Origin of the sequence: Bacillus sp. ChL18 (assembly GCF_026241425.1) — a bacterium.
Lineage (GTDB): Bacteria > Bacillota > Bacilli > Bacillales > Bacillaceae > Bacillus > Bacillus velezensis.
The window spans coordinates 524309-539765 of sequence record NZ_JAPHWE010000001.1; the positions used below are offsets into that span (position 1 = coordinate 524309).

Consider the following 15457-nt stretch of genomic DNA (forward strand, 5'->3'; position numbering starts at 1 on the left):
TAATGACAAGAACAGCTTGAAAACAGAGGTGCTTACATGACAAAAGGCCAAAGGCATATAAAAATCAGAGAGCTTATTACAAGCCATGAGATTGAAACGCAGGATGACTTAGTTGACATGCTGAGAGAAGAAGGATATAAGGTAACCCAGGCGACTGTCTCCAGAGACATTAAAGAGCTGCATCTCGTAAAGGTGCCGACGAACAACGGCTCCTACAAATACAGCCTGCCGGCGGATCAGCGGTTCAATCCGCTGTCAAAACTGAAGCGTTCATTAATGGATGCGTTCGTAAAAATTGACTCAGCAAGCCATATGATCGTATTAAAAACGATGCCGGGGAATGCTCAGGCAATCGGCGCTCTGATGGATAATCTCGAATGGGAAGAAATCATGGGCACGATCTGCGGGGATGACACGATCTTAATCATCTGCAGGACGCCTGAAGATACGGAAGGCGTACAAAGCCGTCTTTTGGAGCTGCTGTAGCGTAATTATCAGATAAAAGGTGGAATGCTGTTTGTTAGCTGAACTATCAATAAAAAACTTTGCCATTATAGAGGAACTGACGATTTCGTTTGAACGGGGGCTCACCGTCCTGACGGGAGAAACAGGGGCCGGCAAGTCAATTATTATAGACGCCGTTTCCCTATTAGTCGGCGGCCGCGGCTCGTCTGAATTTGTCCGTTACGGTGAAACAAAGGCCGAGCTTGAAGGACTGTTTCTTTTGGACAGCGGTCATCCCGTTTTTGAAGTATGCCGTGAGCAGGGAATAGACGCATCTGACGACATGATTGTCATGAGAAGGGACATCAATGCCGGAGGAAAAAGCGTCTGCCGTGTCAACGGAAAATTAGTGACGATTGCGGCTTTAAGGGAAATCGGCAGACTTTTATTAGATATTCACGGACAGCATGATAACCAGCTGTTAATGGAAGATGACAAACACTTGGAGCTTTTGGACAGGTTTGCGGGCGCTGAGGCCGAATCCGCGCTTCAGGCTTACCATGAAGGCTATGAGCGTTATATGAAGCTGCTCAAAAAAGTGAAGAAGCTGTCAGAAAGCGAGCAGGAAATGGCGCATCGGTTAGACCTGATTCAATTTCAGCTTGAAGAAATCGAGTCGGCGAAGCTTGAATTGAATGAAGACGAACTTCTTCAGGAAGAGCGGAAGCAGATATCCAACTTTGAAAAAATTTATGAATCATTGCAAAACGCCTATAATGCGCTCCGCAGCGAGCAGGGGGGGCTTGACTGGGTCGGAATGGCCTCTGCCCAGCTTGAAGATATTTCGGATATCAATGAACCGCTGCAAAAGCTGTCTGAAAGTGTGTCAAGTTCCTATTATCTGCTGGAGGATGCAACCTTTCAGATGCGCAATCTGTTAGATGATCTGGAATATGACCCGGAACGGCTGAATTTTATTGAAACCCGTTTAAATGAGATCAAACAGCTGAAGCGCAAATACGGAGCGACGGTAGAAGACATTTTGGAATACGGCTCCAAAATAGAAGAGGAAATCGATCAGATCGAGAACCGCGACAGCCACCTTGAAGCGCTGAAGAAGGAATTGGAGTCGGTCGGCAAAGATGTGGCCGTAGAAGCCGCCAATTTATCAAAAATCAGAAAAGCTTGGGCTAAGAAACTGGCGGAAGCGATTCATCAGGAATTAAAAAGTCTGTATATGGGCAAATCAACGTTTGATACGGAATTTCTCGTGAAAACCGATCCGTCAGCCAGTGAAGCACCGGTTGTCAACGGGCAGCCCGTGCAGCTTACCCAAAAGGGGATTGACCTTGTGAAGTTTTTAATTTCAACAAACACCGGTGAGCCTTTAAAACCGCTGTCAAAGGTCGCTTCCGGAGGCGAGCTTTCACGGGTGATGCTGGCGATGAAGAGTATTTTTTCTTCCCAGCAGGATGTCACCTCCATCATCTTTGACGAAGTGGACACCGGTGTAAGCGGGCGGGTTGCCCAAGCCATCGCGGAAAAAATCCATAAAGTATCGACCGGTTCACAGGTGCTCTGCATTACACACCTGCCGCAGGTTGCCGCCATGGCGGATACGCACCTTCTGATCGCAAAAGAATTCAAAGACGGCCGGACGACAACGCATGTCACGCCGCTTTCCAAACAGGACAAGGTAGCGGAAATCGGCCGCATGATTGCGGGCGTTGAAGTGACCGATCTGACAAAACGGCATGCACAAGAGCTTCTAAAACAGGCTGGACAGGTAAAAACGACAGGATAAGCTGCTGACAGGCAGCTTATTTTTTTGTTCCATTTCTCTAACAGTGTATCCAATGTTTTTCTTCGTATGCCGGTTATAAATCAAGCGCAGGAAGGCAAAAGTATAGATGTAGCAGAAAAAGAAAGTGGTGTGGGATAGGAGCGAGGAGAGTGAAGGAATGAATGCACGATAACATGAGGAAAGCAATAGGTGTAATTCTCCTTGTTTCTTTACTAAGTGTAGGCTTTTTTAAGCCATTTAAAGAATATTTACTGATACCGTCAGAAATGAGCGTCTTTGAAAACCAGACACAGGCCGTTCCGGTCAATGCATCAATAAGCGCTGAAAAGGGCGAATTATCAGAAGCCTTTACGCTGAAAGAAGAGCACGGCCATGCAAACATAACAGGGCAAACACAAGGCCGGTCAGAAGTAGTATATGATCTTGCCGGGTTTCCCATTAAAAAAACAAAAGTGCGTGTCCTTCCAGAATTGAAGGTCATTCCGGGCGGACAGTCCATCGGTGTAAAACTCCATTCAGTCGGTGTTTTGGTCGTCGGTTTTCACCAGGTGATGACAAAGGATGGGAAAAAGTCTCCGGGAGAACAAGCGGGAATTGAATCTGGCGACATCATTATTAAAATGAACGGACATAAAATTGAAAAAATGAGCGACATCGCCCCGTTTATTCAAAAAGCGGGCAAAACTGGTGAATCTTTGGATTTATTGGTGAAACGCGATAAGCAAAAAATCAAAACAAAGCTGATTCCGACAAAGGACGAAGCCGAGGGGAAATATCGAATCGGCCTTTATATCCGCGATTCGGCAGCCGGCATCGGCACCATGACTTTTTTTGAACCGAAAACAAAAAAATACGGCGCATTGGGCCACGTCATCTCTGATATGGATACAAAAAAACCGATTGTTGTAGAAGACGGAGAAATCGTCCGTTCAACTGTAACATCGATTGAAAAAGGAAAAGGCGGCAATCCAGGCGAAAAACTGGCAAGGTTTTCGTCAGAACGGAAAACGATCGGCGATATTAACCGCAACAGCCCGTTCGGCATTTTCGGGACACTGCATCAGCCGATTAAAAACAACATTTCCGACAAAGCGCTTCCGATTGCTTTGTCAAATGAAGTAAAAAAAGGGCCTGCGCAAATGCTGACGGTTATCGAAAACGATAAAGTAGAGAAATTTGATATTGAAATCGTCAGCACCACGCCGCAAAAATTCCCGGCGACAAAGGGAATGGTGTTGAAAGTGACAGATCCGAAACTGCTGAAAAGAACCGGCGGAATCGTTCAGGGGATGAGCGGAAGCCCGATCATCCAGAACGGAAAGGTCGTCGGAGCCGTAACCCACGTATTTGTCAATGATCCGACAAGCGGCTACGGCGTTCATATCGAATGGATGCTGTCTGAAGCGGGTGTTGATGTTTACGGAAAAGACAAAGCAAGCTGACTGCCGGATGATCCGGCAGTTTTTTTATGTGATGCGTTCTTCACTTCTTTCCGGGATTCATGTAAAATAAGACATGAAGATTTTTCGACAAATTCACGTTTCCTGATTTGTCAAACTTAATTTTTAGTCGAAAAACCTAGAAAATGCTAGAAAAACAAAGATATACCACTATTATTGGTAAATATGGATTTTTTAAAAGGGGAAGTAGTGGTTTTGTCGAATGTAACATATAGCAGTCAAATGGGTTGCGTCCTGTTAATACATTGGGGGAGGAAGAAACGTGGAGAAAATTAAAGTTTGTGTTGCTGATGATAATCGAGAGCTTGTAAGCCTGTTGAGTGAATATATAGAGGGACAGGATGATATGGAAGTGATCGGCGTTGCTTATAACGGACAGGAATGTCTTTCTTTGTTTAAAGATAAGAATCCCGATGTGCTCGTTTTAGACATTATCATGCCGCATCTGGACGGACTTGCGGTTTTGGAGCGTCTGCGGGAATCAGAGCTCGAGAAGCAGCCGAACGTCATCATGCTGACGGCATTCGGTCAGGAAGACGTTACGAAAAAAGCCGTCGATTTAGGCGCGTCCTATTTCATCCTGAAGCCATTTGATATGGAAAACCTTGTCGGCCATATCCGCCAGGTAAGCGGAAATGTCAGCAGTGTCACACACCGTGCGCCGTCCGCGCAAAGCAGCATTATCCGCAGCCAGCCGGAGCCAAAGCGGAAAAATCTCGATGCCAGCATTACAAGCATTATCCATGAGATCGGTGTGCCTGCCCATATCAAAGGCTATCTTTATTTGCGTGAAGCCATTTCCATGGTGTATAACGATATTGAACTCCTCGGCAGCATCACAAAAGTCCTTTATCCCGACATCGCCAAAAAATTCAACACGACCGCAAGCCGTGTAGAACGGGCCATCCGCCACGCCATTGAAGTCGCATGGAGCAGGGGAAATATTGATTCCATTTCTTCACTGTTCGGATATACGGTAAGCATGACAAAAGCAAAACCAACCAATTCGGAATTCATCGCGATGGTTGCTGACAAGCTGAGATTGGAGCATAAAGCTTCGTAACGCAAGCTTTTGGCTAGATGTCTTTTTCGCGCCTTCTATTCCGTGCATGAACGCGGAAGAGAAGGCGTTTTGAAATTTTGCTGACGAAAACAATGGAAATCACTCACGCCGGTACTTGTTCTATACATAAATGCGGGATCTATGCCGTCTACACGTATAATACCGGAGCTGATATTTTAATGATTTTGCCGTCTCTGAAATAAAAGCGGGGGACGCGGCGGCTTAACACAGATAAGACTTCGTAGCTGATCGTACCGAGCATTTCCGCAATTTCATCAACGGAAATCTCGGCTCCTTGTTGTTTACCGTAGATGACGACTTCTTCTCCTTGTTTGCCCTCATTCTCACCTAAACTGACCATGATCATATCCATTGTCACTCTCCCCGCCACCGGCATCCGTCTGCCGCGGTGCAGAATAAACCCGCGGTTGGACAGGGCGCGGGAGTAACCGTCAGCATAGCCGATCGGAATCGTCGCGATGATTTCACCCGGTTCGGCGATATATGTGGCACCATAACTGACGGTCCGGGGATCTGTCACCATAGCTTTCACATAAGCGATACGCGCCTTTAAACTTAGTGCGGGTGTGAGATCCACGAGGTTCAGTTCCTTTATCGAGGCGGACGGATATAAACCATATAACCCAATGCCTAAACGGATCATGTCGGCGCTGAATTCCGGGAATGCGATAGCGGCGGCTGTATTGCACATATGCACGGTAGGCAGCGTAATGTCTTGATTTTTTAAAAAGCGGAGAAAGCTGATAAACTTTTCGTGCTGCAGCATCGTCAGCTCAGTGTCCGGTTCATCCGCTGTTGAAAAATGTGTAAAGATGCCATCCCATGACAGATATGTACTCGACTTGAGCGCTTTCACCACTGCTAAAAGATCTTCTTCCGTACGCACACCCAGCCGGCCCATTCCGGTATCCACATTGATATGAATGGACAGCCGTTTCGAATCTGCTTCTTTTTCTAATATCCGATTCGCTTTTTTGATCCAGCTGACCTGAAACGCTGATAATGTTATGTTCCAAACGGCAGATTTTTTCACACAGCTGAGAGCTGTGAAGCCGAGCACAAGAATAGGTGCCGTAATTCCCGCTCTCCGTAACACAATTCCCTCTTCGACACTTGCGACAGCGAGCTCGCTCGCCCCGCTTTCCAGTGCCTGCCGCGCTACTTCCACAGAGCCGTGGCCATAAGCGTTCGCTTTTACGACGGCCATAATTTTAGACGTATTCGGAATATGGCGGCGGATCGCCCGTACGTTCTTTTTTATCGCATCAAGGTCAACTTCAATCCAAACTTCCCGGCAAAGTTTTTTCATCACGATTCCTTCTTTCCTTAATGAGTTTCAGTACTCATGCTTTCAATCTGCATTCTATTCACCTTGAACTGAAATCATTCAAAACAAGGGAAGGTGATCGCTGATGTTTAAAGATCAAGGTTTCAGGAAATCAGTGCGCCTGCTTTATTTATGCTGAAAGGGCTGCATGGCAGCCCTTAAATTGACTTTACAATATTCTGATCTGAAAATTGATGTTCAAACATTTTGGCGTGGCTCACAGCATTGTTTTGAATGACAATGCCGATATTTCCCCCTCCGGCACCGAAAACGGTTTTTGATGCAGTCAGCGGACTGATGGATATGGCGCCGCCAACATTGACAACTCCGTTTCCTGATACGTTGTTTATCGTAATCGGGCAACCGCTCATTCTATTTTTTCTCCTTTCTCTCACAGTCTACTAACTATATGTACGCTGTAATATGGAATAAGATTAAACAAAACGGCAAAAAGAATCCGGCTACTGCCAGCCGGAAAGGGAGGGAAATACGGATGTCATAATGTTTTCGTTACATTTTGATCAGAGTATTGAGAGCTTGAAGATTGAGAGGTACTGGATTGATTCATTTGCAGGACCATCCCTGTATTTCCCCCACCTGAGCCGTAGACGGTTTTTGATACGGTTAAAGGACTTATCGAAAACGCACCGCCGACATTGACAACCCCGTTTCCGGAAAGACTGTTAATCGTAATAGGAAAACCAGCCATCATATACGGTCTCCTTTCTATTAATCTATTTACTATATGTACGCTGTGTGTTAGAAATAGGAGTAAACAAAGCGGTAAAAACTTGTGAATCAAAAAAACTGCCGGACATCCGGCAGTTTTTTTAGTCTACTTTTCAAACGGCACCCAGCCGCCTGTATTCTGAATCATTTCCCATAACGGTTCAGGAAGTCGGTATTTCTCAATTTCAGATGCTTGAATGGCTTTTTCGATTTCCTGTTCGCGGCCTTCTTTGACCAGCACCGCCCATTCGGGGTTAATCAAAATGACACGTCCCAGAGCCACCAGCGGAATTCCGCTTTCTAATACAGCAAGCGCTTCGTCCGCGGTATAGATGGAACCGACGGCCATCAGCGGCACTTTATGGCCGACGCGTTCGTTTAATAAATCCATCCGGGTCCGTGAAGTATCCGCTCCGCGGCGGGCTTTGGAATTGACATCCATCAGTGAAATATGCAGATAATCCAAGTTCTCTTCTGCAAGCGCGTCGGCGAGCATGAATGTTTCTTTCATTGTAAGCCCCGGTGTTTCCGGCTCTTCCGGTGACAGGCGGTAGCCGAGAACGAATGGATTTTCAGCGTGTGTATCAATTGCCCGTTTGACAGCGTCAACGACTGCAAGCGGGAACGCAAGGCGCTTTTCATCGCTTCCGCCCCAGCGGTCTGTGCGCCGGTTTGTTTTCGGTGAATAAAATTGGTGAATCAGGTACCCGTTTGCCCCGTGAATTTCAACACCGTCAAAGCCGGCTTCAATCGCTCTGCGTGTCGCTTCGCCGAATGCTTTCACGATGTGCTCAATTTCTTGTTCGGTGAGAGCCCGGGACGTTTGTCTCCTGTCTTCTTCTGAGCCGCTCGGACTGACGACGTCGTTGTTTGGCACGAGTTCAGGAGGGCATTCCAATCCTCCGTGGTGAATCTGCACAACGGCTTTCGCTCCTTGAGACTGGATCGCCTGAGCGAGTTTTTTCAAGCCGGGAATGTGAGAATCATCATAGATGCCGGGCTGGCCTGGAAACGCTTTGCCGTCCGGCGTTACGTTTGCACATGCCGTAATGACCATGCCCATTTCTTTTGAACGGGGAGTAATGTAGCTTAATTCACGGTCGGAAATCGTTCCGTCATCATTTGATGAATAGTGTGTCATCGGTGCGACTGAAATACGGTTTGGTATGGTGACGCCGCTTTCGAACGTAAAAGGTTCAAACAGCGGTTTATAAGTTTGCTTCATCATTTCGCCTTCTTCCTTAGGAGTTTAACTCGTCCGTATTCTAGCTTATGTTTTAATTGTGTGCAATTATTTTGCTTGTTCTTCTTCCTGAGGTTATGACCGGCTGAACCATTTAAACGAATGAAACGGTTTTCTCCGTTCCTTTTCAGGATCTTTATATCCTCCTGAAATTTGATGGCCGATCGAGCTGAATATGACAGCGGCGGCGAAGAGGAGAATGATTTTTTTCATATGCATATCTTCTTTCTTATCTTTCACAAGGTTATTTATAAGCATACGCTTGTGCGAAAAAACCGTCAATTTGTTTTTATTTATTCTTTTTTCCACTTTCCTGCGGCGAATATCGTTCCGATCTGAATCACAACACTTAACAGAGCGCACACTGCCACAACTGTGTTGCTGTCCATAGAAGACACCCTCCTTTTTGTTAGGTTGATGTATCATATGACAGCTGTCTCTGTTTTGACAAAACCGTAATGCGGTGTTTCATATTTTTCAACACAAAAAGGGCGCTTTTTTAAGCGCCTTTACTTTTTTTTCAGCCGGTTCAAAGCGATTTGAACGGCGATGGCGTCATCCAGGTAGCCGATCGGAAACATGTAATCCGGAATGACGTCGGTCGCTAAAATATAATACAGCAGCGCGCTCCCGAGAATCGCGCGGTCTTCAGCCGGTGTTGATTCATCCATATACTGATGATGCATGTTTTTCAAATGATCAATAAAAGGGCCGACGCTTTCTTCATTGTCCATTTTCTTTTGAAACTCATCGCAAATCAGGCGATGGCCCTGCTGGGTTTTGGCATATTGTTCATATCTGGTCAGTTCGCGCTCAATTTGCTCCCGGGAAAAAGGCTGATCAAACATCTCGGCCATATTCAGCATATCCTGAATCGCGTGCATCGGGTCTTGCGGCGCAGCTTCTTTTTCATGGCCGATGTCTATGCCTGACGCCTCAAGCAATTCCTCCAGCGGGGTGCGGAGATGTTTTGAAAATTCCTGAAGATGCTTTAAATTGGCCTTCTGTTTGCCGTTTATAATCCGGGAGATGGTGGCCGTATCAATGTTTGTTAAGGCGCCGAGTTTTCTCATGGAGAGCGAGTGCTTATCAAGCAGTGATTTTAAAAGGGGCCCCAGTGTTTTATTTTTATTTTCTGTCAAGGGTGTCACCTCGTTTCCGCCGGAATGATGATCATTAATCAATAATTTTTGCAGAAAAGGTACCTTTTCTGTGCTGCTGAATAGGATAGTGTAGATTCAACGGCACAACATGTTGAAAAGACATCAAAGAATGGAGAGAAACGAACATGGCTTGGTTATTGATTTTAGGTTTGGCAGTGTCCTCGAGCATTGATAATTTAGGAGTGGGGATGTCATACGGCATCAGAAAAATCAAAATATCGCATGCGTCGAATATGATGATCGCTTTTATCTGTTTTGTATTCAGTTATATCGGAATTTATTTCGGCAAATGGATTTCAGCCGTTTTACCGGGCTTTCTTCCTGTATTGCTGGCGGCGTTTATTTTATCTGTCATCGGTATCCGCATCATTCTGCTGGCTGTGCCGAGCAAAACAGCGCGTGTTGGCGCGTCAGGAAAAAAAGGCCGTTTTGCCGGTCTGCTGCAAAATCCGGAGGCAGCGGATGCCGACGGTTCGGGAGAAATCGGGATATTGGAATCCATGGTTCTCGGGGTGGCCGTATCCGCAAATGCGCTGACCAACGGATTAAGCGCGGGGTTGATCGGGCTTTCTCCCGCTGCCATTTCCATTACTGCGGCGGTCGGAAGCTTTTTGACCATATGGATCGGCTGCTCGCTTGGAAAAAAAGCCGCATCATTGCGCATCGGTTCTTTTCACGTCGGACAGTTCAGCACGGTGCTGAGCGGAGTGATTATTCTCATCATCGCCGCCAATACGCTGCTCTTTTAAGTTGTCCCGTTCATTTTATGAAAAGCTCAAAATAAATATGAATGTTTCTATTCGGGAGAGCGCATGACGCGGCTCTCTTTTTTTGCCGATCTGATATTTTTTCAAAATGAACAGAAAGTCGTCCGTTTCCGTTAAATTCTGCATATTCGGCCTTCAGACAGAACCTTTTTCATAGACTGATCAGCTTGTTTTCTTTCTAAGTTCAGGTAAACAGCAGGTCAGATAGCCTTCATTCCAAATATGGAAAAGCGCTGGAGGAATGAAGGCTCCCTTTACAAATCGGCCATTCTGTTCAAAGATAAAGCCGAATGAGAAAACGTGAGGTGATCTGTGTGAAGTCTGTCATACTTCTGATCTTCACCGCATGGCTGTTATCAGGCTGCGAGTATACCGCGGAGGCTGATGCGGCGCCGTCATTTACACAGGAAGGAACATTTATAAAAGCGGCCGGAAACGATACGATCGCGGTCGAAATTGACGGAGAAAGGCAAGAGGTGAAGGTGCCGTTCGCTAAGCGGTTTGAATGTCAGTCTCTGCCTGAACATACGGCGGTGCAAATCACCTATAAAAAAGAGAGCAACGGACAATTACGGCTTGAGGAACTGAAAAAAGAAACAGATATGTGAAAACGGGGAGGAAAAAACGTGGGTTTACTGACAAAAAGCGCTGCTGCCTTCGGTGCCGCTCTGCTTCTGCTTGCGCCGTCTGCTTATGCAGCTGAACCTTTGCAAGGGAAAACCATTTATATCGATGCCGGACATGGCGGAGAAGACAGCGGGGCCGGGGGAAATGGACTGCTTGAGAAAAACATCAATTTAGCGGTGTCAAACAAGGTGATTGCTAAATTGGAGACAGAAGGCGCAAAACTTGTAGCTTCAAGAACTGACGATACTTTTTTACGTTTGGACGAGCGGGTGGCGAAAGCAAGCGCCAGCCAATCTGATTTATTCGTCAGCCTCCATACGAATTCAGCCGTCTCAACGGCATCGGGCACGGAAACGTATTTTAATTCGACATATGAAGGAGCAGACAGCGAAAGGCTTGCTTCCGACATCCAGCAGCAGCTTGTCACGTCTTTAGGGATGAGGGACAGAGGCGTAAAAGAAGCTCCTTTTTATGTCATTACATATTCAAAGATGCCGAGTGTGCTTGCTGAATTAGGTTTTATCACAAATCCTCAAGATGCGGACAAGCTGAAAAGCGATAACGGCCAAGAGCACGCCGCAGACGCCGTTGTAAACGGAATCGAAACCTATTACAGCGGCCGGTAATGATAAAATATGTGTAAATAGCGCCCTCCTTATGTGCATAACGATTATAATAGAGAAAACCGATGACAAACACCTGAGGTGACACATATGACGAATATTTTTGCCCACCGGGGGGCGTCGGGCGACTGCCCTGAAAATACGATGCCCGCATTCAAAAAAGCGATTGAGGACGGGGCTGACGGAATCGAACTTGATGTACAGATGACAAAAGACGGCCGGATCGTGGTCATTCACGATGAAACCCTCGACCGCACGACGTCTTTGAAAGGATTTGTGAAAGATACGGCGTATGACAAAATCAGAACCGCCGATGCCGCCGGAAAATGGAAAGATTCTTTTAAAGGAGTCAGAATTCCGCTTTTGTCAGATGTGCTGCGTTTTGCGGAACGTGCTGATTTTCTGATAAACATTGAGCTGAAAAACAGTGTATTCCGTTACGAAGGAATGGAAGAAGAAGTGATTAAAAAAGTCAGATATTACGGACTGGAAAAGCGCGTTATTTTTTCTTCATTTAATCATGAGAGTCTCGCGGTTTGCCACGCCCTGGCACCTGAAATTGAACGGGCGGTGCTGACAATGGATGTACTGTACCGGCCTGAACGGTATCTTGCAGCCATTCCCGCTTCGGGTTATCATCCGAAGCTCGGTACGCCGGCGGTGAGCGCTGAAGTGATCAAACATCTTGCAAAACACCAAGCGGCGCTCCGTCCGTTCACCGTCAATCGTCCTGAGGATATGAAGCAGCTGATGAAAGCGGGAGCAGACGCAATTTTTACCGATTATCCAAAGCTGGCTGTTTCTATAAAAGAAGAATGCCGCAGCTGAGAAGACTGTTCAGACAGTCTTCTTTTTTTATGGGCGGGAAAAAGGCGGCGCACTCATAACTCGGTCAGCCGGTTCATATATTGTAACAGGGCGTTTTGTGTAAGCGTTATCTTTTATCTTATTGAAAGTGAGGCAAAATTGTGGGAAAAACGGTTATCGTCAGTGCGGCAAGAACGCCGTTCGGAAAATTTGGCGGCGCATTAAAAGAGGTAAAGGCAGCCGAGCTTGGCGGCATTGCCATAAAAGAAGCAATCAAGCGCGCCGCTATCAGTGAAAGCGAAGCGGAAGGAGCGGTGATGGGAATGGTCGTCCAGGCGGGTGCCGGGCAGATTCCGGCACGGCAGGCTGCAAGATATGCCGGGCTTCCGTGGTCCGTTCCGGCTGAAACCATTAATAAGGTCTGTGCATCAGGGCTCAGGGCCGTTACCATCTGTGATCAAATGATTCGGGCGAAAGATGCGGACGTGCTGATTGCAGGCGGAATGGAAAGCATGAGCAACATTCCGTACGCCATTCCGGCCGGTCGCTGGGGTGTGAGGATGGGGGACGGGGTTTTTCAGGATTTAATGGTTCATGACGGGCTGACCTGTGCGTTCGACCAGGTGCATATGGCTGTCCACGGAAGCACTGCGGCCAAAAAGTACGGCATTTCCCGGGATGAACAGGATCATTACGCTCTTTTGAGCCAGAAACGTGCGGCAGAGGCGGCTGAAGCGGGCAAATTGCGTGAAGAAATCGTTCCCGTCACCTGGACCGGCAAAAAAGGCAAACAGCATACTGTTGAAGCGGATGAGGGGCTGCGTCCTGATACGAGCCTTGAGCAGCTTGCAGCGCTCAAGCCAATTTTTACAGCCGACGGAACGGTTACAGCCGGAAACGCTCCCGGTGTAAATGACGGGGCCGGAGCATTTGTGCTGATGTCAGAGGAAAAAGCCGCAAAGCAGCATGTCAGGCCGCTCGCAGCGATACTTGGCTTTGCGTCCGTCGGACTGGAAGCGTCCGAGCTGGCAAGCGCGCCGGGAGAGACCATCAGCCGGCTTTTGACAAAAACCGGACTGTCCGTTGACGATATTGATTTGTTTGAAGTAAATGAAGCATTTGCGTCCGTCGTGCTGGTGAGTGAAAAAATAGCCGGGTTCAGCCGGGAAAAAGTGAATGTAAACGGAGGGGCAATCGCGTTCGGCCACCCGATCGGCGCAAGCGGAGCAAGAATCATCATGAGTTTAATATACGAATTAAAGCGTCGCGGAGGGGGGGTAGGCGTAGCTGCTATATGCAGCGGAGCGGCTCAAGGAGATGCCGTCCTGCTTGAGGTGTACTGATCAAAGGAGGGAGCGCCGGATGAAGATGAAAACAATCATGGTCGCAGGTGCGGGTCAGATGGGAGCAGGCATCGCGCAGACGGCTGCAGAAGCCGGGTTTGCCGTCAAGTTATACGATTGGGAGCCGGAAACGGTAACAAAAGGTCTTCACCGCATAAAGACAAACCTGGAGAAAGAGCAGGCAAAAGGACGGAAGTCACAGCAGGAGACAGATGCCGTTTTCAGCCGTATTTCCCCGGCAGAACTCACAGAAGCGGAAGATGCTGATTTTATAATTGAAGCCATTGCAGAAAACAAAAAAGCAAAAGCAGAATTGTTTGACACACTAGATAAAATCTGTCCCCCTCATGCCGTATTGGCAAGCAATACGTCTTCTCTTCCCATTACGGAGCTTGCCGCGGCCACAAAAAGGCCTGAAAAAGTAATCGGCATGCATTTTATGAATCCGGTTCCTGTCATGGAGCTTGTCGAAGTCATCAGAGGACTCGCCACATCGGAAGAAACGGCGGAAACAGTAAAGAAGCTTGCCGTCCGGATGAATAAAACCCCTGTCGAAGTCAATGACTTCCCGGGCTTTATATCCAATCGCATATTAATGCCGATGATTAACGAAGCCGTTTATTGCCTTTACGAAGGAGCAGCTTCAAAGGAAGCGATTGATGCGGTGATGAAGCTCGGCATGCGGCATCCGATGGGTCCTTTAACTTTAGCTGACTTCATCGGGCTGGATACGTGCCTTTCCATTATGGAGGTTCTCTATGCGGGGCTCGGAGATCCGAAATACCGCCCATGCCCTCTGCTCAGAAAATATGTCAGCGCCGGCTGGCTCGGCAAAAAAAGCGGGCGCGGTTTTTATGAGTACGGCAGATGACGTAAAGATCATGAGGGGAGACGGCAGCCATGCATTTTACAGAAGAGCACATCATGATGAGAAAAATGGTGCGTGATTTTGCCCGCAAGGAAATCGCGCCGGTGGTTGAGCTCATGGAATCAACAGATGAATTTCCGGAGCGGCTGATTAAAAAAATGGGCGAAGCGGGATTGATGGGTATTCCCGTCCCGGAAACTTACGGCGGGGCGGGTGCTGATACAACATCTTACATTTTAGCGATTCATGAAATATCAAAAGTCAGCGCGGCCGTCGGCGTCATTTTGTCCGTCCACACATCAGTAGGGACAATCCCGATTTTGCATTTCGGGACAGAAGCCCAAAAACAAACGTATATTCCGAAGCTGGCAGCGGGCGAATATATTGGGGCTTTTGCGCTTACTGAGCCTCAATCCGGATCTGATGCGGGAAGCCTGAAAACAAGAGCCGTGCGAAAAGGCGGTTCATATATTCTGAACGGTTCAAAAATCTTTATTACAAACGGCGGAGCGGCAGATCTGTATCTGACATTCGCCATAACCGATCCGGGTAAGGGGAGAAAGGGAATTTCAGCGTTTATCGTTGAAAAAAACACACCCGGTTTTTCTGTCGGAAAAAAAGAAAAAAAGCTCGGATTGTTAGGTTCCAATACTGTCGAATTGCAGTTTGACCAAGCGGAAATTCCGATTGAAAACCGGCTCGGCGAAGAGGGCGAAGGCTTTTCAATCGCCATGAAAAACCTTGAAGTCGGACGGATCGGCATAGCGGCTCAGGCGCTCGGGATTATCGAAGCGGCGCTCGGCTGCTCGGTGGAGTACGCCAAAACCCGCAGCCAGTTCGGCAGACCCATCGCTTCGAATCAGGCCGTTTCATTTAAATTATCTGACATGGCGACGAATGCGGAAGCTGCCAAATTATTGGTCTATCATGCTGCTGATCTGTATCAGCGAGGGCTTCCGTGCGGAAAAGAAGCATCTATGGCGAAGCAATTCGCGTCCGATGCGGCGATGAAAGCGGCGGTGGAGGCTGTGCAGATTCACGGCGGCTACGGCTATATGAAAGAGTATCCCGCGGAGCGTTTATTTCGGGATGCGAAAGTCACGCAAATCTATGAAGGAACCAATGAGATTCAAAGGCTGATTATTTCTAAGTATCTTCTTCAATAAAA

17 protein-coding genes are annotated in these 15457 nt (G+C 47.4%); 11 read left to right on the plus strand and 6 right to left on the minus strand.

Annotated features, from left to right (window positions below; genetic code table 11):
- The first annotated feature begins 36 nt into the window (after positions 1-36).
- From ahrC to spo0A, 4 genes are all read left to right on the plus strand, one after another.
- Entirely contained in the window at positions 37-486 is a 450-nt protein-coding gene (ahrC, locus tag OQ477_RS02915) for a transcriptional regulator AhrC/ArgR (RefSeq protein WP_003153173.1), read from the plus strand.
- Positions 487-517: 31 nt separating this feature from the next.
- Positions 518-2248, plus strand: coding sequence for a DNA repair protein RecN (recN, locus tag OQ477_RS02920; protein ID WP_007408359.1), 1731 nt, complete (start codon positions 518-520; stop codon positions 2246-2248).
- Positions 2249-2409: 161 nt separating this feature from the next.
- Complete coding sequence (spoIVB, locus tag OQ477_RS02925; RefSeq protein ID WP_007408360.1) at positions 2410-3690, plus strand: SpoIVB peptidase; 1281 nt, start codon at positions 2410-2412, stop codon at positions 3688-3690.
- A gap of 280 nt (positions 3691-3970) precedes the next feature.
- On the plus strand, positions 3971-4771 hold the full coding sequence (gene spo0A / locus OQ477_RS02930; protein ID WP_003153177.1) for a sporulation transcription factor Spo0A: 801 nt from the start codon (positions 3971-3973) through the stop codon (positions 4769-4771).
- 148 nt (positions 4772-4919) lie between these two features.
- On the opposite strand, the gene alr is transcribed toward spo0A, so the two are convergent.
- From alr to OQ477_RS02960, 6 genes are all read right to left on the minus strand, one after another.
- Complete coding sequence (gene alr, locus OQ477_RS02935) at positions 4920-6101, minus strand: alanine racemase (RefSeq protein ID WP_265971307.1); 1182 nt, start codon at positions 6099-6101, stop codon at positions 4920-4922.
- 176 nt (positions 6102-6277) lie between these two features.
- Positions 6278-6490: a spore germination protein gene (locus OQ477_RS02940; RefSeq protein ID WP_007612499.1), complete on the minus strand. Its 213-nt coding sequence runs from the start codon at positions 6488-6490 to the stop codon at positions 6278-6280.
- Positions 6491-6615: 125 nt separating this feature from the next.
- A complete protein-coding gene (locus OQ477_RS02945) occupies positions 6616-6828 on the minus strand; it encodes a spore germination protein (protein ID WP_007408362.1) in 213 nt (70 codons plus the stop codon).
- Positions 6829-6954: 126 nt separating this feature from the next.
- Positions 6955-8073 (minus strand): NADH-dependent flavin oxidoreductase, encoded by a 1119-nt coding sequence (locus OQ477_RS02950; protein WP_265971308.1) that lies wholly within the window; start codon positions 8071-8073, stop codon positions 6955-6957.
- 93 nt (positions 8074-8166) lie between these two features.
- A complete protein-coding gene (locus OQ477_RS02955) occupies positions 8167-8304 on the minus strand; it encodes a hypothetical protein (RefSeq protein ID WP_014470646.1) in 138 nt (45 codons plus the stop codon).
- Positions 8305-8600: 296 nt separating this feature from the next.
- Positions 8601-9233, minus strand: a complete 633-nt coding sequence (locus OQ477_RS02960; protein WP_014418348.1) for a helix-turn-helix domain-containing protein — start codon at positions 9231-9233, stop codon at positions 8601-8603.
- Between the two features lie 146 nt (positions 9234-9379).
- Between OQ477_RS02960 and ytaF the strand changes: the two genes are divergently transcribed.
- From ytaF to OQ477_RS02995, 7 genes are all read left to right on the plus strand, one after another.
- The gene (gene ytaF, locus OQ477_RS02965) at positions 9380-10003 is read left to right on the plus strand and encodes a sporulation membrane protein YtaF (protein ID WP_265971310.1); all 624 of its coding nucleotides are present in this window, start codon (positions 9380-9382) and stop codon (positions 10001-10003) included.
- A 308-nt stretch (positions 10004-10311) separates the two neighbouring features.
- Positions 10312-10629 carry a hypothetical protein gene (locus OQ477_RS02970; RefSeq protein WP_014721488.1) on the plus strand — a complete coding sequence of 106 codons (318 nt, stop codon included), beginning with the start codon at positions 10312-10314 and terminating at the stop codon, positions 10627-10629.
- An 18-nt stretch (positions 10630-10647) separates the two neighbouring features.
- Complete coding sequence (locus tag OQ477_RS02975; RefSeq protein ID WP_265971311.1) at positions 10648-11274, plus strand: N-acetylmuramoyl-L-alanine amidase family protein; 627 nt, start codon at positions 10648-10650, stop codon at positions 11272-11274.
- Positions 11275-11361: 87 nt separating this feature from the next.
- Positions 11362-12099 (plus strand): glycerophosphodiester phosphodiesterase, encoded by a 738-nt coding sequence (locus tag OQ477_RS02980; protein ID WP_032874064.1) that lies wholly within the window; start codon positions 11362-11364, stop codon positions 12097-12099.
- Positions 12100-12239: 140 nt separating this feature from the next.
- On the plus strand, positions 12240-13421 hold the full coding sequence (locus OQ477_RS02985) for an acetyl-CoA C-acetyltransferase (RefSeq protein ID WP_265971314.1): 1182 nt from the start codon (positions 12240-12242) through the stop codon (positions 13419-13421).
- A 19-nt stretch (positions 13422-13440) separates the two neighbouring features.
- A complete protein-coding gene (locus tag OQ477_RS02990) occupies positions 13441-14292 on the plus strand; it encodes a 3-hydroxybutyryl-CoA dehydrogenase (protein WP_038459139.1) in 852 nt (283 codons plus the stop codon).
- A gap of 29 nt (positions 14293-14321) precedes the next feature.
- Positions 14322-15455: an acyl-CoA dehydrogenase gene (locus OQ477_RS02995; protein WP_265971317.1), complete on the plus strand. Its 1134-nt coding sequence runs from the start codon at positions 14322-14324 to the stop codon at positions 15453-15455.
- Positions 15456-15457: the final 2 nt, after the last annotated feature.